The following is a 25,846-nucleotide window of genomic DNA, read 5'->3' on the forward strand; positions in this document are numbered from 1 at the left end:
TATAATCGTGGCGAGTCCCCTCACGCCACCATCAGAAAGCCAGCCCATGAGCCATGTATTTCCCGCCAGCCTGCAAGCGCCGCGCAGCCGTTTGAGCAGCAACGGTCCCGAACTGTCGCGCATCGTCGCCGGCATGTGGCGCATCGGCGAGTGGAATATGTCTGCGCAGCAACGCCTGGCCTTCATCGAGCAATGCCTGGCGCTGGGCGTATCGAGCTTCGACCATGCCGACATCTATGGCGATTACAGCGCCGAAGGCCTGTTCGGCGAAGCGCTGGCCCTGCAGCCGGGCTTGCGCGACAAGATGGAGCTGGTCAGCAAATGCGGCATCAAGCTGCTGTCGCCGCACCGTCCCGGCCATGCCATCCAGCATTACGACACGAGCGCGGCGCACATCACCAGTTCCGTGGAACACACCTTGCGCCAGTTGCAGACGGACCGCCTGGACTTGCTGCTGATCCACCGCCCCGACCCGCTGATGGATTTCGACGAGATCGCCGGCGCCTTCACGCAATTGAAAGCGGCGGGCAAGGTCTTGCACTTTGGCGTGTCGAATTTCAGCCGCCACCAGTTCGAGTGCCTGCACCGGCGCTTCCCGCTGGTGACGAACCAGGTGGAATTTTCACCGCTGCACGTGACGCCGCTGTTCGATGAAACTTTCGACGGCTTGCAGGACGTGGGCGTGGCGCCGATGATCTGGTCGCCGCTGGCGGGCGGACGGCTGTTCCAGGGCGGCGATGCGAATGTGGAGAACTTGCGCAATGTCATCAAGCAGATCGCGGATGAACTGCAGCGTCCGTTTGCCAGCGTGGTATTCGCCTGGATCATGCAACTGCCATGCCGCCCCCTGCCGCTGACGGGCACGGGCCGCATCGAAGCCGTCGGCGTGGCCGTGGAGGGCACGCAATTTGCGCTCAGCCGCAGCGATTGGTTCGCCATCCTGCGCGCCGCGCGCGGGCACGAGGTGGCTTAGTCTATCTCGTCCGGGTCATTGAAGACTTGCGGCAACGCAATACCCCGCCAGCCCAGGTGCCACGCCAAGTTGAGCGCCAGGGTGGCGCCGATGTAGACGGCGAAGAACAGCGCGAAGAAGCTGGTCTTCAGCCACACCAGCAGGGCGACGGCGACGATCAGCACCAGCAGCGCGGCCAGGCTTTTCTTTTGCTTGGAGCTGGGGAAGCGCAAGGTCGACACCATCAGGCTGCCCACGCCCACCAGCAATAGCATCAGCAGATAGCTGTGCAACATGGAATCGATGGGCGCCGGCCAGGCCACCACGACGGCCGCCACGCAGGCGGCCCCGGCCGTGATCGGCATGCCGACGAAATACAGGGGATCCGTCCGTCCCACGTTCACATTGAAGCGTGCCAGGCGCATAGCGCCGCACGCGACAAAGAAGAAGCTGGCCATGCCGCCAAAGCGCAGCAGCAGCGGATCGTGCACGCCCATCTGCACGAAGCCGTAGCAGTACAGCAATACGGCCGGGGCGCAGCCGAAATTCATCACGTCGGCGATGGAATCGAGCTGCACGCCGAACTGCGAGCTGGTGTTCGTCAGGCGCGCCACGTAGCCGTCGAGCGCGTCGAACACGCCGGCCAGCACCAGCAGCGCGGCCGCCAGCCGGTAATCGGCGGGGTTGCCGACACCGGCGTTATCGACGGAGATGACGATGCTGGCAAAACCGCAGGCTATCGAAAGCAAAGTCACCATGCTGGGCAAGGCGTATTTGGCGCGCTGCAGGCGCGACTTGGGCAATGTGTTCAAATTTGTGGGCAATCAAAGTAGCGGAAATGAGGCAACGCAGCGGCAAACGCTGCACTATGCTCATTCTACCCTGCGCAGCTGCGGCACCGTCTGCGCACGAGCACGCGACATATCTTGTCATTGATGCTCTACGGCATATAAAAATGCCTTAGAATCGTTTCACAGGGCAGCACGCCAGCCCCCACCGCTGCCCGCCTACCTATACAGGAGTCAACTTGATTGTCTCGTCACTGCGTTGGAAGTACTGGATACCCGCCCTGCTGAGTGCAGCCCTGCTGAGCGCCTGCGGCGGCGGCGATAACGGCGGCAAGACGTCGCTGAACACCTCGACCCAGGCCGGGCAGCTGACACAGGAGCCGGGCGCTCCCGTCCTCAGCAACAATATCGCCACCGATGGTTTCAACTGGATCAATTACCGGCGCGGCCAGATCGGCCTGGCGCCGCTGGTGCGCAATAGCCAGATCGACAACGCGGCACTCGGCCACTCCAATTATCTGAACAGCAATAATGTGGTGGTGCACAATCAAGTGAAAGGCAAGCCCGGCTTTACCGGCGAAACACTGTATGACCGCCTGACCGCGTCCGGCTATGGCGTCACTTCCGTCTGGGGCGAAGTCATCGCGGGCGTGTCGACCAATTCCGGTTTCTACATGGCGGAAAACCTGATCACGGCCGTGTATCACCGCTTCCTCATCTTTGAACCGGTCTTCAAGGAAGGCGGCGCCGGCGCGGCCGTCAACAACAGCGGCTATGCGTATTTCACCACCGACCTGGCGGGCAACAGCCGCTACGGTCCCGGCTTGCCGGCCGGCCAGATCGTCAGCTACCCGTTCGACGGACAGACCAAGGTCGCCACCAGTTTCGCCAGCAATGAAGAGGAACCCGATCCCGTGCCCAACCAGGACGTGGTCGGCTACCCCATCAGCGTCCATGCGAATTTCGACGCCACCCTCAGCGTGACGACATTCACCGTGCGCCAGCGTGGCGCCGGCACGGACCTGACGGTACGCCTGCTCAGCAAGGAAACCGATGCCGTCAATACATCGCGCTCGGTGGCCGCCATCATCCCGCTGGCCCCCCTGCTGGCGGCCACCACCTATGACGTGAGTTTCATCGGCAAAGTCAATGGCGCGAGCGTCACGCGCAGCTGGTCATTCACGACGCGTTAATCTGGCAGCGTCTGCCAAGCGGACGCAGTAGCGAGGGCAACTGGATGTAAAATGATGGATATTGCGTGAATGCAATTGACAAGTTTTGGGGCCCTCTGCACACCAGGCATGATGAAACCACACGCCACTTGCGATGATGATGCCGCCCTCGCGGCATCCGACATGGTCCGTATTCTCGATGTCGAGAACGGACTGGGCCGCATCATGGGCGACCGCATCCTGTATCTGAAAATCCTGCGCCGCTTCCTGCATGACCACGGCACCACGCCGTGCCAGATCCGCGCCGAATTCGACACGGGCAACTATGCCTCCGCGCGCCTGAAGGCGCATACGCTGAAGGGCGCCGCCGGCATGATCGGCGCGCACCACGTGCACGGCCTGGCGGAAACGCTGGAATCGGCACTGCGCGCGCAAGCGCCCGACCTGGCCCGGCAGATGCTGCAGCTGGAACTGGCGCAGGATCAATTGCTGGGCGCGGTCAGCAGCATGCTGGGCACGCCGGAGGCCACCCATACGGCGGCGCAGGACGTGGCACCCGATCCGGCCGCGCCCGCCATCCAGCTGCTGCTGGCGCGCCTGGCCAGCCACCTGCGCGAAGGCGACGGCGCAGCCATCGACATCCTGGAAAACTCGGCCAGCCTGCTGGCGGCCAGCCTGGGCGTGCATGTCTACCAGGAAGTAGCGGCTGCCGCGCATGAGTTCGACTACGACGGCGCACTGGCGGCGCTGCTGCGGCGCCGCTAGCCGCCCCCCCCCCTCAAGGGTGGTATTGCGCCTCTTCCGCGTAAGCCATGCCACAGCTCTTGCCGCAAAAGCGGCGCACGGCGTCGAGCGGCTTGTCGCAGTACCAGCACGCGCCTTTCGGCGGCAAGGTGGCGATCAATTCCGGCATGGCGGGCAATCGTCGCGCCACGACCTCATCCCCGCATTCCACGACATCCGGCTGTTTGCTGTCCATGGCGCTTCCTTTCCTAGCGGCACTTCAAGGCCGCTCAGCAAGATTACGTCAGCACAGTTTGAAGCCCATGACATTTCTCAACGGCGGCCACGCTTGCCCCATCGGCGCCATGAAATTTCCAAACGACAACGTTGTCACTTCACACTACAATCGGTGTTCCGTCCACTTGCGCGCTTGCCATGAAACACATCCCCCTGCTGCTCTCCTGCTTGCTGCTCAGCGCCTGCGCCACGCGCACGCCCACCGCCTACACCCTCAATTCGGGCGCCGAACGCACGCCGGAACAATTGGCGGTGGTGTTCGAACACGCCGACCTGACCTTGCGCATCGACCCGGCCAGCCGCAGCATCGCCGGCGACGCGCGCCTGACCTTCCTGGCGACGCAGCCGATCTCGCGCTTCGCGCTGGACCTGGACCGCAACCTGCCCGTCGATGCCATCGAAATCGACGGCAAGGCGCTGCGGCCGCAAGACTACGCCAACCCGGACGGGCGCCTGAGCATGACCTTGCCGGCCACCCTCGCGGCCGGCGCGCGCACCACCATCCGCGTCGTCTACCACGGCGTGCCGCACGTCGCCGTGAAAGCGCCGTGGGATGGCGGCATGGTGTGGTCGAGCACGGCCGATGGCGCGCCGTGGATCGCCAGCGCCGTGCAAGGCGAAGGCTGCGACCTGTTCTGGCCCTGCATCGACCACCCGATGGGCAAGGCCCAGCTGATCGACCAGCACATCCAGGTGCCGGCGCCGCTGGTGGCGGCCGGCAACGGCGTCGCGCTTGGCATGGATGAGGCCGACGGCTGGCGCACCTGGCACTGGCGCGCCAAACATCCGAGCACCTATGGCATCGCCCTCAACGTGGCGCCCTACCGCAGCTTGCAGGGCGAGTATGCTAGCCGCTACGGCAACCGCATCCCCCTGCAATTCTGGTATCTGCCGGAAAGCGAAGCCAAGGCGGGCGCCCTGTTCGCGGAATTGCCGCCCATGCTAGATTTTTTTGAAAGCGTCATCGGCCCCTACCCGTTTGGCGATGAAAAGGTCGGCATCGCCGAAACACCGCACAAGGGCATGGAGCACCAGACCATCAATGCCTATGGCAACAAATTCGCCAAGACCAGCTATGGCTACGACGAACTGCTGCAGCATGAATTTGCGCACGAATGGTTCGGCAACCAGCTCACCAACAGCAACTGGGACGACATGTGGCTGCACGAAGGTTTCGGCACGTACATGCAACCGCTGTACATGCAATATCTGCGGGGGGAGCAGGAGTATTTTGCTGCGTTACAGCAAATGCGCGCCGGCATCGCCAACAAGGCGCCCATGGTCTCGGGCAAGCCGAAAAGCGAGGAAGAGGTCTACGACGAGAAAAAAGGAGGGCCCGGCGGCGACATCTATGCCAAAGGCGCGCTGGTGCTGCACACCTTGCGCGGCCTGATCGGCGACGACGCCTTCTTCCGCGCCGTGCGCCTGCTCGTCTACGGCACGGAACAGCCGCAGCCGGGCCAGTTCCAGCCCCGCTATGGCAGCACGCAGGAATTCATGGCCATCGTCAACAAAGTCACGGGCAGCAATTACGACTGGTTCTTCCAGACCTATCTGTACCAGGCCGCGCTGCCGGAGCTGTCCGCCGTGCGGGACGGCGACACCCTGCGCCTGCTGTGGAAGACGCCTGCCGACCTCGCCTTCCTGATGCCGGTGGAAGTTCGTATCGGCAAGGAAATCCATACCGTTTCCATGGCGCTGGGCTTTGGCGAACTGCCCCTGCCGGCTGGCGCCACGTACACGCTCGACCCGCGCTCGCGCGTGCTGCGGCGGGCCGAGCATATCGAAGCCTTCCAGACATTCAGGGAAGAGCAAGCCAAGCGCAAGAAGAGCTGAGCCGCCGCAAGCCAGGGCAGCCGTTATTTCCGGAAACTGCGCACCGCGTCATTGGCATTGTCGGCAATGACTTTTTCCAGCTTCGGCTGTCCCGCATACTTGGCGGACAGCCGTTTCCACTGCCGCTGCGCCTGGCCGCAAAAAGCGGCCACGGCTTGCGTGATCTCGCGCTGGCGCGCCTTGTCGTTGTCATCCCACTCGCCGGCAAAGTGTTCGCACATTTGCGCATGATCAATGAACTGCACCACGTCGCGCGGCAGCTTTTCCTCTGCCTGAACCAGCAAGGGCAGACAGCACAGTGCGGCAGCGATCAACATTTTCATCGTGTGCCCTTACTTGCCGATGCAGAAACGGCTGAAAATCACGCCCAGCAGATCGTCAGGCGAAAACTCGCCCGTGATGCTCGACAGCTGCACCTGCGCCAGGCGCAGTTCTTCCGCAAACAAGTCCAGCGACTGGTCGTCCTGCGCCGCGTGTTCGGCGGCGATGTCCAGGTGCTTGCCGGCCGATTTGAGCGCGATCAAATGGCGTTCGCGCGCCAGGTACAGCGATTCGCCCGTCTGCTGCCAGCCGGCGATGCGCAACAGCTCGGCACGCAGCAAGTCGATGCCGATGTGCTCGTGCGCGGACAGATACACGTGGGTGGCGTCGGGCAAGCTGTCGACGCTGGGCTTGTGGCCCGACAGGTCGATCTTGTTCCACACGCGCACCACCGGCACGCCTTCCGGGAAGGCGGCGACGATGGTTTCATCGGCCAGGGTGGGACCGTGGTCGGCATCGAGCAGGTGCAGGATCACGTCGGCCTTGCCGATCTCGCCCCAGGTGCGTTCGATGCCGATGCGCTCGACGGCGTCGATGGTGTCGCCCGCGCTGCGGATGCCGGCCGTGTCGATGATGTTGAGCGGAATGCCTTCGATCTGGATGGTTTCGCTGACCTTGTCGCGCGTGGTGCCGGCGATCGGCGTGACGATCGCCACGTCGGCGCCCGCCAGCGCGTTCAGCAGCGACGATTTGCCCACGTTCGGCTGGCCCGCCAGCACGACATTGAGACCTTCGCGCAGCAGCGCGCCCTGCGCCGCCTGCGCAAACACTTTATGCAACGCTGCGATGACGGCTTTCAACTGGCCGCGCGCATTCGATTTTTCCAGGAAGTCGATCTCTTCTTCCGGGAAGTCCAGGGTCGCCTCGACCAGCATGCGCAGTCCCGTCACCTGCTCGACCAGCGCGTGGATGGTGTTCGAAAACGCGCCCGACAGCGATTGCGAAGCGGACTTGGCGGCCGCCTCCGTGGAGGCATCGATCAGGTCGGCCACGGCTTCGGCTTGCGCCAGATCAAGCTTGTCATTCAAAAACGCGCGCCGCGTGAATTCGCCCGGTTCGGCCAGGCGCAAGCCGCTGTCACGGCCCGCTTCCAGCACGCGCGCCAGCAGCAGCTGCAGCACCACGGGGCCGCCGTGGCCCTGCAATTCCAGCACGTCTTCGCCCGTGTACGAATGCGGGCCCTTGAAATGGATGGCGATGCCCTGGTCGATGATGGCGCCGTCGCTTTCCGTAAATGGCAGGTAGGTGGCGTGGCGCGGTTTCAGTTGCTGCGCGCCGAACAGGGCCGTCATTAACGGAGCGAGATTTTTGCCGGAGGCGCGTACCACGCCGATGCCGCCGCGTCCGGGAGCGGTGGCGATGGCGGCGATAGGGGAAGAGTCGAGTTTCATGGGGATATTGTAGATTATTCGGGGAAGGCTGCGGGAGCCGCGCTATGTTCAGCGACAAACCGGGTGCACATGAAGGGGGTCAGTGGAAAACCGGCAAAACCCACTTTTTTGACATCGTACCCACTGGGTAGGATGTCAAAAAAAAGCCCGCGCGAGGCGGGCTTTCTGTTCGCTGGCCGGACTTACTTGACGGCAGGCGCGTATTTCTTGGTGATCACCCATTGCTGGCCGATCGACAGGACGTTGTTGACGACCCAGTAGAGTACCAAGCCCGACGGGAAGAAGAAGAACATCACCGAGAATGCCAGTGGCATGAACAGCATCATCTTCGCTTGCATCGGATCGGCCGGGGCCGGGTTCAGCTTGGTCGTGATGAACATCGAGATCGCGTACAGCACGGGCAGGATGCACCATGGGTCATGCTGGGCCAGGTCGGTGATCCAGCCGATCCATGGCGCGCCGCGGATTTCCACGGACGCGTTCAAGACCCAGTACAGGGCGATAAAGACGGGCATCTGGATCAGGATCGGCAGGCAGCCGCCCAGCGGATTGATCTTTTCCGTCTTGTACAGCTCCATCGTGGCCTGGTTCATCTTTTGCGGATCGCCCTTGAAGCGTTCGCGGATCGCTTGCATCTTCGGCGTGACCAGTTTCATCTTCGCCATGCTGCGGTAGCCGGCGGCCGACAGCGGGAAGAACAGCAGCTTGATCAGGATCGTGAAGGCGATGATGGTCCAGCCCCAGTTGCCCAGCACGCTGTGGATCTGTTCCATGACCCAGAACATCGGCTTGGCGATGATGGTCAGCCAGCCATAATCCTTGACCAGTTCCAGGCCAGGCGAGACGTTTTCCAGCAGGTGCGCGATTTGCGGACCCGAGTACAGCTTGCTGTCCATGCTGGCCGAAGCGCCTGGCGCCAGGGTAGGCAGGGGCAGCACGTTGCCGATGGCGTACAGGTTGGGGCCGACCTTCTTCGTGAAGATGTCGCGCTTGGCGTTCTCAGGTGGAACGAAAGCGGACACGAAGAAGTGTTGCGAAATCGCAAACCAGCCGCCATTCGCCGTCGCCGGGTGCAGGCCCTTCATGGCGTTGTCGTTGCCCTTCTTCTCGTCTTCCAAGGCCGCTTTTTCGATTTTCTCGAACGTCAGCTTCTGGTACTTGTCTTGCGGCGTGTACAGGGTCGGGCCCGTGAAGCTGCTGTTGAAGAAGGAGTCGCCGACCGGCTTGTTGCCGTCATGCGTCAGTTGCAGATACAACTGCGGCGTGACAGGGGCCGCGCCCACGTTGGACACGTCATGGCGCACGTCGATGACGTAATCGCCGCGCTTGAAGGTAAACGTCTTGGTCAGCTTGACGCCGCCTTCGACCGCTTCCATCACCAGTTGAATTTGCTTGCCATCGGCCAGGGTACGCACGCCAGGCTGCACGGTGAAACCGCTCGCATGGGTAGGGAAGGGACCGCCGACCAGGCCCGATTGCGCCAGGTAAGTGTGGTTCGCGCCTTCGTCGAACAGCACTTCGTTTTGCTTGCCGTCATCCGGCTGGCATACCTTGAACAGGCCGAAGCAGCCGCCAAACCAGCCCGGATTACCCGCGCCCTTGAATTTCAGCAATTCCAGACGCTTGACCTGGCCGCCCAGGGTGTCGATATCGACCTTGATGACGTCGGTGGTGATGGTAATCACTTCGCGCTTGAACGCGGCGGGATCGACAGCGTCACCCGGCAGGGCAGGCACGCCTGCCGCGGCTGGCAAGGCAGCCGTCTTGGCAGGGGTCGCAGGCGCCTTGGCGGTTTGTTCCGTGTTCGCGGAGAACATCGACGGCTTGCCGTTCGAGATCATCCATTCGTTCCAGAGAATTACCAGCGAGACGGAAAACACGATCCACAGGATGGTACGTTTATTGATATCCATTAGGGTATTTGTCAGGAGTGGTTGCAACCGCAAGCGGTCGTTGAAGATTGTTTGCAATCGGCCGGCGGCACCGGGTCGACGCCCCCTTCATTCCAGGGGTGGCAACGGCACAGGCGCTTGGCAGCCAGCAGGCTGCCCTTGGCAGTACCGTGCACGCGCAGCGCTTCCATCGCGTAATGCGAACAGCTCGGATAGAAACGGCAATTCTGTCCCAGCATGGGGCTGATCAGCAACTGATAAGCGCGCAGCAGGAACAGCAGCAGGGTTTTCATGGCGCGGATGGTGGTGGCGCAGCAACAGAACGGGCCTGGGCGGCGATTTGCGCCGCGAACAGGCGGCTCAATTCCTCGCGCAGCTCGGCTTTGAGCTGCGTCGTGGTGGCCGGACCATCCTTGCTGTTGACGGCGCGCGACAAACGCACCACGCAGTCGACCGGCGGCATCGCGCTGTTGCGAAACAGCTCGCGCGTGACGCGCTTGATCGTGTTGCGGGTCGCCGCGCGCGGCGCGAAACGCTTGGCCACAACGACGCCCAGCCGCGCATGCGGCAATTGATTGTGTCGGGTGTACAGCACAAAATGCGCTGTTTTTTGCGAAGGGCGCAAACGAAAAACGGATGAAAATTCATCCGTTTTAACGATACGCCGAACGCGCGCGAAGTCGTGTGAACCTTCGCGTTGATTGCCGACTGGAGTACAGCTAGCCACGCGATCAGCTGTCAACGACAAGCCTAGACGGCCAGACGTTTGCGGCCCTTTGCGCGACGTGCGTTGAGCACATCACGGCCACCACGGGTAGCCATACGAGCGCGGAAGCCGTGCGTACGCTTGCGGCGAACGACGGAAGGTTGGTAAGTACGTTTCATGTTGGTCTCGCTAAAAACAAAAAAAATGCAAAATCGGGTCTGACGTCCCGTCAGTTTTTGGTGCCAATGACAATCGCGCACTTATGCCAAGGCACAAGCTGGCCAATCTCATCGCCCGCTTAATCCACGCTTAGTCCATATTGTCGTTCCAAATGAATAAACACGGAATACGGGCGGGGAACCCTGAATTATTCAGCATATGCCCCCCTCTTGTCAAGGATTGCCGTGATCGCCTGGAAATTTGCGCGCCGGCCCCCATCTGCCGGCAAGGCCCCGCCACAGGCCGCGCCAGCACTGCCTGTGACGGGATAACCGGGGGATAAGTCGCCTCTTATGCACACGGCGCCCCACCCCGCCACACAAAAATAACAGCCGTGCCTGTGGATAACTTTCGCAGTCGGGAGTAGAATAGCGCGTTACGTGTGGCGAGCCCTCGCGCGACGCCGGCCTTGCAACACGGTGAACGCAGGGCAGAATCGATACGCCCTCCCACACCTTTTCACATAGACATACATGGATAATTTCTGGCAGGCCTGTTCCGCGCAGTTGGAACTGGAGCTGACACCGCAACAATTCAGTGCGTGGATCAAACCGCTTATCCCTCTCGATTACGAAGAGGGCAAGCTGCGCATTGCTGCGCCCAATCGCTTCAAGCTCGATTGGGTCAAGACCCAGTTCGCCAGCCGCATCACTGCCCTGGCCATTCAGTACTTCGAAGCGCCGACGGAAGTGCAGTTCGTGCTCGACCCGCGCCTGGCCTTGCCGAAGAAACCCGTCACCGCCAGCACCCCGGCCAGCGATCCGAATGGCGGCGCGCCCAGCGCGCGCGCCGCGGAACCGCAGCCGAGCGTGCCGGAACTGAGCATCGGCGCCGCGCCGCGCCGCGAGCAGAGCCGCATCAACACCGACCTGACCTTCGACAGCTTCGTGACGGGTAAGGCCAACCAGCTGGCGCGCGCCGCCGCCATCCAGGTGGCGAACAATCCGGGCGTGTCGTACAACCCGCTGTTCTTCTACGGCGGCGTCGGCCTGGGTAAGACCCACTTGATCCACGCCATCGGCAACCAGGTGATGGCCGACAATCCGGGCGCGAAGATCCGCTACATCCACGCAGAACAGTACGTTCGCGACGTAGTGACCGCTTACCAGCGCAAGGGTTTCGACGACTTCAAGCATTACTATCACTCGCTCGACATGCTGCTGATCGATGATATCCAGTTCTTTGGCGGCAAGAGCCGCACGCAGGAAGAGTTCTTCTATGCATTCGAGGCATTAATTGCCGCAAAGAAACAGATCATCATCACCTCGGATACGTATCCGAAGGAAATCACGGGCATGGACGACCGTCTGATCTCGCGCTTCGACTCGGGCCTGACGGTGGCCATCGAACCGCCGGAACTGGAAATGCGCGTGGCGATTCTGTTGAAAAAAGCCAAACAGGAAGGCGTGACCTTCTCCGACGACGTGGCGTTCTTTGTCGCCAAGCACTTGCGTTCGAACGTACGCGAGCTGGAAGGCGCGCTGCGCAAGATCCTCGCGTATTCGCGTTTCCATGGCAAAGATATCACCATCGATATCGTCAAGGAAGCCCTGAAGGACTTGCTGTCGGTGCAGAATCGCCAGATTTCCGTGGAAAACATCCAGAAAACGGTGGCCGACTTCTTCAATATCAAGGTTGCCGACATGTATTCGAAGCGCCGCCCCGCGAATATCGCCCGGCCGCGCCAGATCGCCATGTACCTGGCCAAGGAATTGACACAGAAGAGCCTGCCGGAAATCGGCGAGTTGTTCGGCGGCCGCGACCACACCACGGTGCTGCATGCCGTGCGCAAGATCGCGCTGGACCGCACCAAGAACCCGGAATGCAACCATGAATTGCATGTGCTGGAACAAACGTTAAAAGGCTAAGCGCCGCTTGGGCAAGGCTGGCTCAAAACGTGCTTTACCCTTATTATCTGGGAGAGCGCCGCAGCCGGCCTGCCGGGGCTCCCCTTGCAATGATTGTTAAATTACTACGTTAAACTTCATACCTATACATTGAGGATAAATATGCAATTGGTCAAAACCACCCGAGATACCCTTCTCCGGCCACTGCAGATCGTGAGCGGTATTGTCGAGCGTCGGCACACTATGCCGATTCTGGCCAATATCCTCATCCGCAAAGACGGTGAAAATGTCTCCTTCCTGTCGACCGACACCGAAGTGCAGATCACCACGCACGCGGAAATCGGTTCCGGCGCGGACGTCACCGGCACCACCGTGGCCGCGCGCAAGCTGCTGGACATCCTGCGCGCCCTGCCCGAATCGGGCGACGTCACGATGACCCTGCTGAACAAGCGCCTGACCGTGCAAACGGGCAAGTCGCGCTTCGCCCTGCAAACCTTGGCGGCGGAAGAGTTTCCAACCGTGCAACAAGCGGAAAGCTACAACGCGTCCGTCACCCTGCCCCAGAAAACCTTGAAGCACCTGTTCAACATGGTGCATTTCTCGATGGCGCAGCAAGACATCCGCTACTACCTGAATGGCTTGCTGCTGGTTCTGGATGGCAATAATGTGATCGCCGTGGCCACCGACGGCCACCGCCTGGCGTTTTGCCAGGTCGCTACCGAGCAGACGTTTGCGCGCCAGGAAGTGATTATTCCGCGCAAGACCATCATCGAACTGCAGCGCCTGCTGGAAGAGAACGATGAGCCGGTGCAGCTGGACATCGCCGCCAACCAGGTGAAACTGACCTTTGCCGACATCGAGCTGATCTCGAAGCTGGTGGAAGGCAAGTTCCCCGATTACACGCGCGTGATTCCTAAAGGCTACAAAAACGACTTCACCATCGGCCGCGATGAACTGCTGCGTTCGCTGCAACGTGCCGCCATCATGACCAGCGACAAGTTCAAGGGCGTGCGCTGCATCATCACCCCGGGCAGCATGAAGATCAGCTCGACCAATGCGGACCAGGAAGAAGCCGTCGAAGAGCTGGAAATCGACTACGGCGGCGACTCCGTCGACATCGGCTTCAACGTGACGTATCTGCTGGACGTGCTGAACAACCTGAAATGCGAATACGTCAACATCGCGCTGGGCGACTCGAACTCGTCCGCCCTGATCTCCATCCCTGACAACGCGGACTTCAAGTACGTTGTCATGCCGATGCGCATTTAAGCGTAACCCAATGCAAAACTGGGGTCTGATCCGACAGGGTCAGGCCCCGCAATCAGCAATCGTTATTTGAGAAAGCAGTCCATGTCCGAGAATCCACAAGACACCCCGATCCAGGCCAAAACGGAAGAATACGGCGCCGCCTCCATCCAGATCCTGGAAGGCCTGGAAGCCGTACGCAAACGCCCGGGCATGTACATTGGCGACACCTCGGACGGCACCGGCTTGCACCATCTGGTATTCGAAGTGCTGGACAACTCGATCGATGAATCGCTGGCCGGCCACTGCACGGAAATCCACGTCACCATCCACAGCGACAATTCGATCTCGATCACCGACAATGGCCGCGGCGTGCCGACCGGCCTGAAAATGGACGACAAGCACGATCCGAAGCGTTCGGCGGCAGAAATCGTCATGACCGAACTGCACGCGGGCGGCAAGTTCGACCAGAACTCGTACAAAGTATCGGGCGGTTTGCATGGCGTGGGTGTGTCCTGCGTCAATGGTCTGTCGAAATTGCTGAAACTGACCATCCGCCGCGACGGCAAAGTGCATCACATGGAATTCGTGCGCGGCGTGCCGCAAGACCGCCAGATCGTCATGGTGGGCGACATCGCCACCTCGCCGATCAAGGTCATCGGCGAAACGGACAAGCGCGGCACCGACGTGCATTTCTGGGCCGACGAAGAGATTTTCACGCACGTGGAATTCCACTACGAAATCCTGGCCAAGCGTATCCGCGAACTGTCCTTCCTGAACAATGGCGTCAACATCAAGTTGTCGGACCAGCGCACGGGCAAGGAAGAAGTCTTCGCCTTCGAAGGCGGCACGCGCGGCTTCGTCGAATACATCAACAAGGCCAAATCGGTCTTGCACCCGACCATTTTCCAGGCCACGGGCGAGCGCATGTCCGACCAGAACACGAATATCTCGGTCGACGTGTCGATGCAGTGGAACGATGCCTACAATGAACAGGTGCTGTGCTTCACAAATAACATCCCGCAACGCGACGGCGGCACCCACCTGACGGGCTTGCGCGCGGCGATGACGCGCGTGATCAACAAATACATCGATGAACACGAGTTCGCCAAAAAGGCGAAAGTGGAAATCAACGGCGACGACATGCGCGAAGGCTTGACCTGCGTCCTGTCCGTGAAAGTGCCGGAACCAAAATTCTCGTCGCAGACGAAAGACAAGCTGGTGTCGTCGGAAGTGCGCGGCCCCGTCGAAGAGATCGTCGCCAAGACGCTGGCTGATTACCTGCAAGAAAAACCAAACGACGCCAAGATCATTTGCGGCAAGATCGTCGAAGCGGCGCGCGCCCGCGAAGCGGCCCGCAAGGCCCGCGACTTGACGCGCCGCAAAGGCATCATGGATGGCCTGGGCCTGTCGGCCAAGCTGGCCGACTGCCAGGAAAAAGACCCCGCCCTGTGCGAACTGTACATCGTCGAGGGTGACTCGGCAGGTGGCTCGGCAAAACAAGGGCGCGACCGCAAGTTCCAGGCGATTCTGCCGCTGCGCGGCAAAGTCTTGAACGTGGAAAAAGCCCGTTTCGAAAAAATGCTGTCGTCGGAGCAGATCACCACCCTGATCGCCACGCTCGGCACCTCGATCGGGCCGGACGAATTCAACGTCGAGAAACTGCGCTACCACCGCATCATCATCATGACCGATGCGGACGTCGACGGCGCCCACATCCGTACCCTGCTGCTGACCCTGTTCTACCGCCAGATGCCGCAACTGGTCGAGCGCGGCCACATCTACATCGCGCAACCGCCGCTGTACAAGGTGAAGGCGGGCCGCGACGAGCGCTATCTGAAAGATGACGCCGAGGAAGCGAGCTACATGATGACCGTGGCGCTGAACACGGCCGTGCTGGTGCCGCGCGAAGGCGCGGAAGGCATTTCCGGCGAAACGCTGACCGAACTGGTGCGCAAGTTCAACCTGTCGAACACCATCATGACGCGTTTGACGCGCGTCATCGACCGCGCCGCCCTGACGGCCATCATGACGGGCGTGCAGCTGGACCTGTCGACCCTGGACCTGGCGGAAACCTCCGCCCTGGCCCTGCAGACGGCCATCAACGACAGCGCCGTGCGCGTGCATGTGCGTTCCGACGACTTGTCGGAAAAACACAAGCTGCACATCGAGCGCATGTACCACGGCAACGTCAAAGTGACGGCCATCGACGCCGACTTCGTGCAAGGCCCGGACTACGCCGTGCTGAGCAGCGGCGCCGCCACCTTCGAAGGCCTGATCGGCGAAGGCGCGTTTGTCCGCCGCGGCGAAGGCGAGCGCATCAAGGAAATCGCCGTGGTCGACTTCCACCAGGCCATGCAATGGCTGCGCGACGAAGCCGAACGCACCGTCTCGAAACAGCGCTACAAAGGTCTGGGCGAAATGAACCCGGATCAACTGTGGGAAACGACGATGGACCCGACCGTGCGCCGCTTGTTGAAAGTGCAGATCGAAGACGCCATTGCGGCGGATCAAATCTTCACCACCCTGATGGGCGACGACGTGGAACCGCGCCGCGCCTTCATCGAAAACAACGCGTTGCGCGCAGGCAATATCGACGTGTAAGCCAGCTTCCCTGGTTTGCGTGACTGCCAAGGCGGCCCTCTTCAGGGCCGCTTTTTTTATGCCTGCCAGAATCCTGCCGCCCTATTGACATACTTGCTTTAAGCAAGCAATAATCTGCCATAAGCAAGTAAATGGAGGTGTCACATGCAAGCGGATCAACTCGGCGAACGCACGGAGATCGTGCGTCGTTTCAACCGTTTCTATACGCGCCAGATTGGCGTGCTACATGAGCACTTGCTGGACAGCGCATTTTCTCTGACGGAAGTGCGCATTCTGTATGAATTGGCGCATCGTGAGCAGCTGACCAGCGCGGACCTGTGCCGCGAGCTGGGCTTGAATGCGGGCTATCTGAGCCGGGTCATTGCCGGGTTCGAAAAGCAGGGGCTGATCGCCAAGACGCGCTCGCCCACGGATGCGCGCGCGGCCCGATTGCAGCTGACCGAGCAGGGACAGCGCACCCTTGCCCCCCTGGTCGACGCCTCGCGGCGCGAAGTGGCCGCCATGCTGGAACGTTTGCCGCCGACGGCGCAGCAGGAGCTGGTCGCTGCCATGGAGCAAATCCAGGGTTTGCTGGGGGAACCATCGCCCAGCTATCTCCTGCGCAATCCGCAGCCGGGCGACATGGGCTGGATCATCCACCGACAAGCCGTGCTGTATGCGCAGGAATATGGCTGGAACAATGAATACGAGGCGCTCGTTGCCGACATCCTCGCCAAGTTCGTGCGGGAGTTCGACCCGGCCCGTGAGCGCTGCTGGATCGCCGAGAAAGACGGCAAGGTGATCGGTTCGGTCTTCATCGTGCGCCAGGACGACACGACGGCCAAGCTGCGCCTGCTGTATGTCGATCCCTGCGCGCGCGGCCTGGGCATCGGCAGCCGCCTGGTCGACGAGTGCCTGCGCTTCAGCCGCCAAGTCGGCTATACGAAAATGGTGTTGTGGACTAACAGCATCCTCACCGATGCGCGCCGCATCTACGACAAGGCCGGCTTCCAGCTGGTCGAGGAAGAGGCGCATCACAGCTTTGGCAAGGACTTGATCGGCCAGGTGCTGGCGCGCGACCTGTGACGACCCGCGCTGCCGCCGCCATATGCCACTGTGGCGGCGGCAGGACAGTGTCAGCCGTTTTCCTCGCCACTCTCCCCACTCCCCCCAAGAAACCAGTACACTAGTTCCTGAGCGCAACTAATTTTGTGCGCGCGCCATGCCGCCTGCCGTTGCCGGGAGGCGTCCCTGCCGCAAGGCGTGTTGTCTGCCTGGACAAATGCAATGTTCACTTCGCGCAGCCTGTCTCCTGCCTTCTATTACCTGTTCTTTTCAGGAGAACGGGAGCAGCAGCAGCGCTTTTTCAAGGAACTGCATTTCATTTCGATAGCCATCCTGACGTTTGGCCTGGCTTGCTGGCTGGTCACGTTCAGCCTGACCTTGCCGCGCGCTTCGCTCGATCATGCGCAGGCGGCGCTGGGCTTGACGGGCATGCTGGTCGGGCTGCTGCTGACCGTGTATGCGAAGTCCTTGCAAGCCATCATCGCCAGCGGCACCATCAGCGTGCTGTTCATCGGTTTCAGCTTTCGCGTGCTGATGCTGGGCACGGAAGACCCCGCTTTCTGGGTATTGCCGCTGGGCGTGATGATCACCCTGACGACGGCGCCCATCTTCAGCGGCATCGCGTATTACCTGGGCGTATCGCTGTGCGTGTGGGCCATCCTGGGGCTGGGGCAATTTCCCGTGCATGCGGGCCAGGCCGACCAGCATTGGCCCGTGCTGGCCGTCACCATCAGCGTGATCATCGGCCTGGCGTTGAATATCTATTTTCTCGTCTTGCGCATCAACAACTACCGCGCCCAGCGCGAACTGGCGACGATGGCCTACAAGGATGGCTTGACCGGGCTCAACAACCGGCGCATGTTCACGCAAAGCGCCCGCACCTTGCAGCGCACGGCGCATACGCCCGCGTATTTTTTAATGATCGACATCGACGACTTCAAGCAGATCAACGACGTGTACGGGCATGACGTGGGTGACGAAGTGTTGAAAAAGATCGCCGAGGTGATCGGTGAACTGTCGGGCGAGCACCTGTGCGGCCGCCTGGGCGGCGAGGAGTTTGCCGTCATTTACCTGGGCGAAAAGAATGCCGCCTGCGCCTTTGCCGCGCAGCTGGTCGACAGCGTCGAGGCTGCTTTCGTGCCGGAACGCAAGGTGTCCGTCAGCATCGGCATGGCGGAACTGATCAAGGAAGCCGACTTGTCGCACAGCTACCGGCGCGCCGATGAATCCTTGTACCAGGCCAAGAAAAGCGGCAAGAACCGCTACGTGCTCAACGCCGCCTGAACGCCACCGTCCGGCGCCGCATCGAGCAGCGCCAGCAAGGCTTGCGGCGGAATCTTCCAGGGATCGCGCCGCTCGGGATCCACCTCATACCAGCTATCCTGGCCACCGATCTTGAGGATGGTCAAGGGGATATCCTTGCTCTCGAAGAAAGCCAGCATGCGGCGGATCAAACGGCTCACCTTGGCGTGCTCGTCCGTATACAAGGAGCAAGTATAGAAACAGCCCTTCTCGCCCATGTGCAACAATTTGGCCGAGCCGAGGCGCGAGCGCCCCAGATGCTTGTGCAGGAACTCGGTCACTGCCGCATCGTCGACGGGAATACTGCAGGAAATAGTGATCTGGGCCATGACAACGGGGGACAGTGATTCAATAGCCAAGCTTAGCAGAAAGAGATTCATTCCTGAAATGCTAAGATCGCGGCCCGCGCATGCCGGCAAGCCCTCCGGCATGGCGTCCCGACAAGGATTGCCATTGAACATTCCAGCAAAAAACACTGTCCGCATGCTGTCGCTGTGCGCCGCCCTGTGCCTGCCGCTTGCCAGCATGGCACAAGCCATTCCTGCCGAGGATGCCGCCTTCGTGGCCGCCACCGTGCCCGTGCCGTCGCCGCCGTTGCGCCTGAGCGCGCATCCCGAAATCCGCGCCGACGTCTTGAAACTGCTGGGCTACGCGCGCGGCAGCTATACGCAGGGCAACACCCTGATCGCGCGCCAGGTGCTCGACAGCATGCAGTCGCTCGACGACATCACGCGCACCATGTTGCCCGACGGACGCTCCGTGCTGGCCTCCATCGATGCCAGCACGCACGGTGCATGGCGCGCAGCCATGCTGTTCGACCCGCAACGCAAGCTGCTGGCCCTGGGCCTCGTCAACGGCCATTGCCGGACCGCCACAGGCGACGTCGCCCCCGCCTGCCTGCCGTCCACGCACGCCGTGCTGACGGTGTTCCTGCCGCCGGGCGCAGAGGACGAGATGGCCGCGCCGCTGCTCGTGTGGGCGCGGCAACTACCGGCCATGCTGGCACAGGCCGCGCCGGAACGGCGGCAAAGCATTGCTGCGGTGGAATACATCACCACCCGCCCCGGCCAGCCCGGCTGGGAAGCGCGCGACGTGCCGCCCGGCTTTCCCGCCAGCTTGCTGCACCTGCTGCTGCCGAATGCGGAACTCAACAGCAGTTCCAGCGGCGGCAAGCTCATCGCGCCGGCGGGCCTGGCCGGTTTGCCCATGCGCACACAAACGGACGCAACCGAGGCTGGCGACGAGCCCATGCCCGACGCCAGCATCACCCTGCGCAGCTATGCCGATTTCCACTGGGTGCTCAACACCTACGCCACGCTGGCCAAGGGCGCGCAAGTGAAGGGCCATGACGACAAGGTCGTGTTCACGGGCAGCGATGCGAGCGGCCGCTATACGGTGACACTGCGCGAACCCGACAAGGACGACGGCGTCTTCATCACCGTCGCCAGCTGGCGGGAAAAATAGGCCTGAGGGGAGTCCAGACAGGGAAAAGCATTGCCATTACGCACAAGAGCATGGCATTTTGGCATTTTGCGGTATGATTTCCGGCCGTGCGGCGCGGCCCGATCCCTGCCTTGCCCACCCTGCCCTTCAAGCCAGTCACGCTTGCGTCGCATCCTGCCCTAAGGAATTCATATGTTCGGTTTTAACTTGCGCGTTGCCAAGATGGTGTGGACGGCTTTCCTCATCGCCTTCCTGCTCTTTCTTACCTACAAGGTCTCGTCGACCCTGATCGTCGTGGTCTTTGCCATTTTCTTCAGCTACCTCGTGTATCCGCTGATCGGCCTGCTGGAGCGCCATGGCCCGAAGCGCTTGCCGCGCACGGCTTCCATCGGCATCGTCTTCCTCGTGGTGATCTTGCTGGTGGCAATACTGGGCTCCATCTTCGGCGCCCGCATCGAGGAAGAAGCCAGCAAACTCAGCGCGCAATTGCCGACCCTGCTCAAGGGCAATAATTTTGCCGAGCGGATTCCTTTGCCGGAATTCATGGAACCGTTGCGCGCGCGCCTGCTGTCGTTCATGCAGACGCAGCTGAGCAGCGGTACGGGACAAGCCATGCCGCTGGCGAAGGAACTGGGCTTGACCGTCATGCATGCGGCCAGCAACCTGATCTATCTGGTGCTGGTGCCCGTGCTGAGCTTTTTGCTGATCAAGGAAGGCCCGGACATGCGCGACGGCTTGCTGTCCCTGCTGAACCGTCCCAACAAGAAACTGTGGGGTGCCATCATCGACGACCTCGACATCTTGCTGTCGCGCTATGTGCGCGCCCTGCTGCTGCTGTCGATCGCCACTTTTGTGTCCTACAGCATCGCCTTTTCCCTGATGGGCGTGCCGTACAGCCTGCTGCTGGCCGGTGCGGCCGCCTTGCTGGAATTCATCCCGTTTGCCGGCCCGCTGGCGGCCGCCGTCATCGCCGTGGTCGTGGCCGGTTTCAGCGGTTTCGAGCACGTGTTCTGGCTGATCGGCTTTATCGCCGCCTACCGCTTGTTCCAGGATTACGTGGTCAACCCATACTTGATGAGCGAAGGCGTGGAAGTGAGCCCGCTGATGGTGATCGTCGGCTTGCTGGCCGGCGACCAGCTGGGGGGCGTGGTGGGCATTTTCCTGTCCGTGCCCGTAATGGCGGCCATCAAGATCGTCTTCGTGCGCGCCCGGGCGGCCTTGCAGGCGCGCCATGATGCACTGGAGAAAGCGGAACAGGCGGCAGAGGAAGCGCGCGCCCAGGCCCTGGCCGAGGCGGCGCGCTTGCAGGAACAGGGCAGCAAAGTTGCCCTGGAAGCGCAGTAACGCAAGCAGTAACTTAGAACTCTTCCCACTCGCCGCTGTTGTCTGCGGCAGGCTTGGCCGGACGCGGTTTGGCGGCGGCGGCAGGGGCAGCAGCGGCACCGGCCGGCGCCAGGCGCAGCGCCGGGCGTTTCAAGGCCGTGCTGGCGGCGGCTACGGCAGGCTTGCGCAAGGCAGGCTTGGCCGCTGCCGGACCGCTATGGTTGGCGTCGAGCTTGAAAATGCTGACCATTTCGGCCAGCGCCGCCGCCTGCTCCTGCATCGATTCCGAGGCGGCCGCCGCTTCTTCCACCAGCGCCGCATTCTGTTGCGTCACGGTATCCATTTCCGCCACAGCTTGATTGATCTGGCCAATGCCCAGTTCCTGCTCGCGGCCGGCGGCGCTGATCTCGCCCATGATGTCCGTCACGCGGCGGATGCTGGAAACGATTTCATCCATCGTCGTGCCCGTCTGGCTGACGAGCGCGCTGCCGGCGCCCACGTTCTGCACCGACGCTTCGATAAGCACTTTAATATCCTTGGCGGCGCTGGCCGAGCGGTGCGCCAGGTTGCGTACTTCCGTGGCGACGACGGCAAAGCCACGGCCTTGCTCGCCGGCACGGGCCGCTTCCACGGCCGCGTTCAAGGCCAGGATATTCGTCTGGAAGGCGATGCCATCGATCACGCCGATGATGTCGGCGATCTTTTTCGACGATTCGCTGATGGTGCCCATGGTATCGACCACTTGCGCCACCAGTGCGCCACCCTTGACGGCCACGTCCGATGCAGAGACGGCCAGCTGGTTCGCCTGGCGCGCATTGTCGGAATTCTGCTTGACGGTCGAAGTCAGCTCTTCCAGCGAGGATGCCGTTTCTTCCAGGCTCGACGCTTGCTGTTCCGTGCGGCTCGACAAATCCAGGTTGCCCGAAGCGATTTCATTGCTGGCCGTGGCGATGGCGCCGCTGCCGTCGCGCACGCCGCGCACGGTGCTCGACAGGCGTTCCTGCATTTTCTGCAAGCCCGTCAGCAAAGCGCCCATCTCGTCGTGGCGCGTGATGACGATGTCGTTGGCCAGGTTACCGTCGGAAATGGCGCCGAAATGGCGCAGGGCCTGGTCCAGCGGGCCAAAGATGGCGCGCAGCAGCAGGATGCTGGAAATGATGGTCAGCAAGGCGCCGACGATCATGCCGCCGATGGCCATGGTCACCTGCGTGTGGTAGCTGGACTGGCTTTCCGCATACATCGCGGCGGCCGAAGTGGCTTGGTATTGGGTCAATGTTTCGGCAGCCTGGTCCAGGGTACGATACAGCGGCGTCAGCCCCTTCATCATCATGCCGTCGGCTTGCTCGATGTTACCCTCACGCAAAGCCTTGCTCATGGCCAGCACGCCATTGTTCATGTAGTCGCTGCGCTTCTTGTCCATATCGTCAGACAGGCGCTTTTCATCCGCGCTTTGCGGCAAGCCCAGGTACACCTTCCAGGCCTTGTTGGACGCTTCCAGGAATTGTTCGGCGCGGGCCAGGGTCTCCTTGGCATCCGGCGCATCCGGGTGCACCATCACGCGGTCCATCGTGAAACGGGCGCGGCCCAGGGCAATTTGCGATTCGCCGATCGCTTGCGTCGATGCCAGCTGATTGCTGTAGACCTCGTTGAGGCTGTTGTTGGCCGATTTCAGGCTGATGATACTCATGACGCCCAGTACGGCGATCAGCAAGCCCAGCACACTCATGGTGGCGATCAGGCGCATTTTTATTGTTATGTTCGACAACATGCAGTTTCCTTGGTAAGGGCGCAACCATGCCTGCGTATGCCGGACGAGATAGCGGCAAACGCCAGATGGGCGGGTCACGTGAATTGTTCAGGACAGGTCGATACGGCGTGTGCGGCAGCAGGGGGGAAGGCGGCCCGCGCATATCGTCAGGAGTGCAATACAGGGCAACGAGGTTGAGGTTTCCCGTACTTTTAATTTCCTGACTGCAAGATACAGGGAAAGATTACCAGTAGCAACATCCAGCATGGATTTTCACGATTTGTAACAAGTGGATGATGTTTTTTGCGCAGAACTGGCATTCCGCTGTCGTGCGCGGTCGCGGCGGAATGCCATTTATGCTAGTCAGCAAGTTAATACATGGTTTCTTCGATCAGCTGGCCATCGTCGCGGAAATACTGGAAGCGGCCCGTTTTCCTGCCCATGTCGTAGGCGCCGATCTGCTTCGGTTTTCCGTTCTGGAAATTCTCGATGTTGACGCCATGCAACACGCCCTGCTGCCAGTTGCGGTGAAATTGCGGCAATTCGCCATCGGGATAAAACAGGGTTTCCGCGCCATCGCGCTCGCCGTCGACAAACGCCCCCTGGTAGCGCCGCTTGCCATCCGGATAAAAACTCTCCATCGGCCCTTCCAGCTTGCCCAGGCGGTAATGTTCGACCAGTTCCAGCTGGCCATCGGCCCCGTATTGTTCCAGCTTGCCTTCCGGTTTGCCATCGAGCATGGTCAGCACTTGCCAGCCGCCGTCCGGCGTCGCCTTCTTCCACGGCCCCTGCTTGACGTCGTCGACATAACGGCCGCCACCGCCAGGTTCCACCCACTGGCCCTGCTTCTTGCCGTTCACATAGTTGCCCTGCCATTGCACCACACCATCGATGCGGCGCTCGCTGGGGCCGTCCAGGCGATCTTTCACGAAATGGTCGTAACCGGTGAAGCTGTGCATGTCCGCTTCGCGCCATTCGGCTACGCCAGGACTCACTTCCCAACGGCCCGTGCGCTGGCCCTTGAGCATCTGTCCCGTCGTCGTTTCATCGCCGCTTTCATACGTCCATGGTCCTTCCGCTTTGTCGTCGACAAAGGCGCCAGACGAGCGGATGGTGTTCGGCTCTTCGTAGTGCCATACGCCGGTACGCTTGCCGTGCGCATACTGGCCGCGGGCAAACACGCTGCCCACGCAGCAATTCACGTCATATTCGATAAATACGCCATCCTGGCTGGCGGCAAAATGCTGCGGTTGCGTTTCCCAGGTGATCCACTTGGCGTGATAACTGGGCGCGCGCCCCCCTTGCCAGCCCTTGCCCAGCAGATAGGTGACCGTGAGGAAATGACCGTCTTTCTCCTGGAAAGTCTTTTTATAGGCAAACGCGGGCTTATCGGCCGGCTTGCCGGGCAATAACTCGCCATCGATATTGAAATAGCCGACCAGGGTGCCATGGCCATGCTCGATGGCGTCGAATTCGGCCACGCCCGTGGGCGCGTAATCGATGCTGTAGTCGATCAGCTGCAAACGGCCCAGCGCGGCGCGCACCCGCGCTTCATCCATGACCTTGACGCCGCGCACGAGGGCGTCCAGGGTGGGCTGCAGGGCGGCGACCTTGAGCATCTTGCCGCCGCTGGATTCGTAGCGGTAAGCATGCAAACCATACGCCGCGCCGCTGCCAGCGCTGCGGCTGAGCACGAACGTCGTTTCGCCTTCGCTGTCGAGGTCGACCTGGAACACGGCCGCGATGCTGGCCTTGCCATACTTGTCCAGGTTCATGCGCTTGTCGCTGATGCCCTTGCACTGGCAATAGTAGCCGTTGACTTCGCCGTTTTCCCGCAGGAAAGCCAGCACCACGCCGCCATCGCGGCGCTCGACAACCTTGGCGGTGGCCATGGGGACGCCTTCATAGAAACGCGCCGCCTGCGCCGGCGCCGCATTTCCCAGCGCCAGCAGCGCCGCCATCGTGCTCATCCAAAATGTTTGCCGCATGTCAACTCCACTGCCGAAAAACCGCCATTATGCATGGCCATTCAGGCAAGACCGGACACGCGAGGACGCTGGCGCCACAGGGGCCGCTGCACCGTCTGCGCCAGCAGCACGCCCAGCAGCGAAATCCCGCCGCCGACCAGGTGGTACACATGCATGCTTTCGTGCAACCAGACAATGGCCAGCAAGGCCGTCAGCAAAGGCAGCAGGTTGACGTAAATGCTGCAGCGGTTCGGCCCCAGCAGTTTTACGCCTTCGATCCACAGGTAGGACAGCACGATGGACGAACCGATGCCCGCATAGCCGATCAGCGGCAAGGTGGTGGCGTCCAGCCTGGCGCTGCCGGGCGGCAACAGCAGGAACAGCGGCAGCATGCAGGCCAGCGCCGCCAGCGCCTGGCAATAAATGGCTTGCCAGGCGGGAATCGATAAACGCCAGCGGCGCAGCAGCACGCCGTACAAAGCAAAGATCAAGCAAGCCAGCAGCATCAGTGCATCGCCCGCATGCACGCCCTGCTGCAGCAAGGCCAGCACGTCGCCGCGCCCCACCAGGTACAGCAAGCCGCCAAACGACAGCACGCCGCCGGCCGCCATGCCCAGCGTCAGGCGTTCGCCCAGCAGCAGCACGCTGAGCAGGGCCGTCATCAGGGGCGCCAGCGCCGTGACGATGGCCATATTCGTCGCCGTCGTCGATTCGGCGGCGCGGTAGGACAGGCTCTGGAACAGGGCCATCGACATCAGGCCGCACAGGGCCAGCTGCCACCACTGGCGGCGCAGGGCGGCGCGGTTGCGCCACAGGGGACGGGCGATAAACGGCGTCATCACCAGCAAGACCAGCACCAGGCGGTAAAACGTGATGGCCGTGGGGGCGATGCTGGACGCGGCCAGCTTCGAGACGACGACGTTGCCGGCCCACAGCAGCATGGCCAGGAACGGGTACAGATAGGCGCGCACAGGCATGTGTCACTCCAGGAATAGTTGCGGGGAACCATCATGCCGCAGGCGCGCGG

General features: G+C 61.6%; 23 protein-coding genes. 11 read left to right on the forward strand and 12 right to left on the reverse strand.

From position 1 onward, the window contains the following. The first annotated feature begins 46 nt into the window (after positions 1 to 46). Positions 47 to 973, forward strand: a complete 927-nt coding sequence (locus OX459_RS24710) for an aldo/keto reductase (protein WP_251351656.1) — start codon at positions 47 to 49, stop codon at positions 971 to 973. Here the strand turns inward: OX459_RS24710 and pssA are convergent. Beyond that, positions 970 to 1,710: a CDP-diacylglycerol--serine O-phosphatidyltransferase gene (gene pssA, locus OX459_RS24715; protein WP_289907057.1), complete on the reverse strand. Its 741-nt coding sequence runs from the start codon at positions 1,708 to 1,710 to the stop codon at positions 970 to 972. The two genes, OX459_RS24710 and pssA, sit on opposite strands and share 4 nt — an antisense overlap. 269 nt (positions 1,711 to 1,979) lie before the next feature. Here pssA and OX459_RS24720 point away from each other — a divergent pair, with 269 nt between their 5' ends. Together OX459_RS24720 and OX459_RS24725 are read left to right on the forward strand one after the other, a co-directional pair. After that, a complete protein-coding gene (locus OX459_RS24720) occupies positions 1,980 to 2,933 on the forward strand; it encodes a CAP domain-containing protein (RefSeq protein WP_354669681.1) in 954 nt (317 codons plus the stop codon). Positions 2,934 to 3,041: 108 nt separating this feature from the next. After that, complete coding sequence (locus tag OX459_RS24725; RefSeq protein ID WP_099666169.1) at positions 3,042 to 3,677, forward strand: Hpt domain-containing protein; 636 nt, start codon at positions 3,042 to 3,044, stop codon at positions 3,675 to 3,677. A 13-nt stretch (positions 3,678 to 3,690) separates the two neighbouring features. Here the strand turns inward: OX459_RS24725 and OX459_RS24730 are convergent, their stop codons facing one another. Next, the gene (locus OX459_RS24730) at positions 3,691 to 3,891 is read right to left on the reverse strand and encodes a hypothetical protein (protein ID WP_077408887.1); all 201 of its coding nucleotides are present in this window, start codon (positions 3,889 to 3,891) and stop codon (positions 3,691 to 3,693) included. 179 nt (positions 3,892 to 4,070) lie between these two features. Between OX459_RS24730 and OX459_RS24735 the strand changes: the two genes are divergently transcribed. Beyond that, positions 4,071 to 5,768 (forward strand): M1 family metallopeptidase, encoded by a 1,698-nt coding sequence (locus OX459_RS24735; RefSeq protein ID WP_289906932.1) that lies wholly within the window; start codon positions 4,071 to 4,073, stop codon positions 5,766 to 5,768. A gap of 23 nt (positions 5,769 to 5,791) precedes the next feature. On the opposite strand, the gene OX459_RS24740 is transcribed toward OX459_RS24735, so the two are convergent. The 6 genes from OX459_RS24740 to rpmH all read right to left on the reverse strand — a co-directional run bounded on the left by OX459_RS24740 (position 5,792) and on the right by rpmH (position 10,257). Then, positions 5,792 to 6,091, reverse strand: coding sequence for a hypothetical protein (locus OX459_RS24740; RefSeq protein ID WP_143451424.1), 300 nt, complete (start codon positions 6,089 to 6,091; stop codon positions 5,792 to 5,794). A gap of 9 nt (positions 6,092 to 6,100) precedes the next feature. Next, positions 6,101 to 7,480: a tRNA uridine-5-carboxymethylaminomethyl(34) synthesis GTPase MnmE gene (gene mnmE / locus OX459_RS24745; protein ID WP_289906933.1), complete on the reverse strand. Its 1,380-nt coding sequence runs from the start codon at positions 7,478 to 7,480 to the stop codon at positions 6,101 to 6,103. 182 nt (positions 7,481 to 7,662) lie between these two features. After that, positions 7,663 to 9,393, reverse strand: coding sequence for a membrane protein insertase YidC (gene yidC / locus OX459_RS24750; RefSeq protein ID WP_077408891.1), 1,731 nt, complete (start codon positions 9,391 to 9,393; stop codon positions 7,663 to 7,665). An 11-nt stretch (positions 9,394 to 9,404) separates the two neighbouring features. Beyond that, entirely contained in the window at positions 9,405 to 9,665 is a 261-nt protein-coding gene (gene yidD, locus OX459_RS24755; protein WP_010401993.1) for a membrane protein insertion efficiency factor YidD, read from the reverse strand. Beyond that, positions 9,662 to 10,099 carry a ribonuclease P protein component gene (gene rnpA, locus OX459_RS24760; protein WP_099380766.1) on the reverse strand — a complete coding sequence of 146 codons (438 nt, stop codon included), beginning with the start codon at positions 10,097 to 10,099 and terminating at the stop codon, positions 9,662 to 9,664. Before rnpA ends, yidD begins: the two co-directional genes overlap by 4 nt. Positions 10,100 to 10,122: 23 nt before the next feature. Further along, a complete protein-coding gene (rpmH, locus tag OX459_RS24765; RefSeq protein ID WP_010401996.1) occupies positions 10,123 to 10,257 on the reverse strand; it encodes a 50S ribosomal protein L34 in 135 nt (44 codons plus the stop codon). 513 nt (positions 10,258 to 10,770) lie between these two features. Here rpmH and dnaA point away from each other — a divergent pair. The 5 genes from dnaA (at position 10,771) to OX459_RS24790 (ending at position 18,321) form a co-directional block, all read left to right on the forward strand. Continuing rightward, positions 10,771 to 12,165: a chromosomal replication initiator protein DnaA gene (gene dnaA / locus OX459_RS24770; protein ID WP_034781304.1), complete on the forward strand. Its 1,395-nt coding sequence runs from the start codon at positions 10,771 to 10,773 to the stop codon at positions 12,163 to 12,165. A gap of 141 nt (positions 12,166 to 12,306) precedes the next feature. Further along, positions 12,307 to 13,413 carry a DNA polymerase III subunit beta gene (gene dnaN, locus OX459_RS24775; protein ID WP_034754341.1) on the forward strand — a complete coding sequence of 369 codons (1,107 nt, stop codon included), beginning with the start codon at positions 12,307 to 12,309 and terminating at the stop codon, positions 13,411 to 13,413. Positions 13,414 to 13,494: 81 nt separating this feature from the next. Next, the gene (gene gyrB / locus OX459_RS24780) at positions 13,495 to 15,993 is read left to right on the forward strand and encodes a DNA topoisomerase (ATP-hydrolyzing) subunit B (RefSeq protein ID WP_099666165.1); all 2,499 of its coding nucleotides are present in this window, start codon (positions 13,495 to 13,497) and stop codon (positions 15,991 to 15,993) included. A gap of 144 nt (positions 15,994 to 16,137) precedes the next feature. Next, positions 16,138 to 17,058 (forward strand): bifunctional helix-turn-helix transcriptional regulator/GNAT family N-acetyltransferase, encoded by a 921-nt coding sequence (locus OX459_RS24785; protein ID WP_289906934.1) that lies wholly within the window; start codon positions 16,138 to 16,140, stop codon positions 17,056 to 17,058. A gap of 201 nt (positions 17,059 to 17,259) precedes the next feature. Next, the gene (locus OX459_RS24790; RefSeq protein ID WP_289906935.1) at positions 17,260 to 18,321 is read left to right on the forward strand and encodes a GGDEF domain-containing protein; all 1,062 of its coding nucleotides are present in this window, start codon (positions 17,260 to 17,262) and stop codon (positions 18,319 to 18,321) included. Here the strand turns inward: OX459_RS24790 and OX459_RS24795 are convergent. Next, the gene (locus OX459_RS24795; RefSeq protein WP_289906936.1) at positions 18,300 to 18,668 is read right to left on the reverse strand and encodes a hypothetical protein; all 369 of its coding nucleotides are present in this window, start codon (positions 18,666 to 18,668) and stop codon (positions 18,300 to 18,302) included. The genes OX459_RS24790 and OX459_RS24795 overlap by 22 nt on opposite strands. Before the next feature lie 124 nt (positions 18,669 to 18,792). Here OX459_RS24795 and OX459_RS24800 point away from each other — a divergent pair, with 124 nt between their 5' ends. Both OX459_RS24800 and OX459_RS24805 read left to right on the forward strand, forming a co-directional pair. After that, positions 18,793 to 19,803 (forward strand): hypothetical protein, encoded by a 1,011-nt coding sequence (locus tag OX459_RS24800; RefSeq protein ID WP_289906937.1) that lies wholly within the window; start codon positions 18,793 to 18,795, stop codon positions 19,801 to 19,803. 171 nt (positions 19,804 to 19,974) lie between these two features. Then, a complete protein-coding gene (locus OX459_RS24805) occupies positions 19,975 to 21,126 on the forward strand; it encodes an AI-2E family transporter (RefSeq protein WP_289906938.1) in 1,152 nt (383 codons plus the stop codon). Between the two features lie 13 nt (positions 21,127 to 21,139). On the opposite strand, the gene OX459_RS24810 is transcribed toward OX459_RS24805, so the two are convergent. From OX459_RS24810 to OX459_RS24820, 3 genes are all read right to left on the reverse strand, one after another. Next, entirely contained in the window at positions 21,140 to 22,873 is a 1,734-nt protein-coding gene (locus OX459_RS24810) for a methyl-accepting chemotaxis protein (RefSeq protein ID WP_289906939.1), read from the reverse strand. Between the two features lie 350 nt (positions 22,874 to 23,223). Next, positions 23,224 to 24,840 carry a hypothetical protein gene (locus tag OX459_RS24815; RefSeq protein ID WP_289906940.1) on the reverse strand — a complete coding sequence of 539 codons (1,617 nt, stop codon included), beginning with the start codon at positions 24,838 to 24,840 and terminating at the stop codon, positions 23,224 to 23,226. Between the two features lie 41 nt (positions 24,841 to 24,881). Next, on the reverse strand, positions 24,882 to 25,796 hold the full coding sequence (locus OX459_RS24820; protein WP_289906941.1) for a DMT family transporter: 915 nt from the start codon (positions 25,794 to 25,796) through the stop codon (positions 24,882 to 24,884). Positions 25,797 to 25,846: the final 50 nt, after the last annotated feature.

The sequence above is a fragment of the Janthinobacterium sp. SUN026 genome, from assembly GCF_030397625.1.
GTDB lineage: Bacteria > Pseudomonadota > Gammaproteobacteria > Burkholderiales > Burkholderiaceae_D > Janthinobacterium > Janthinobacterium kumbetense.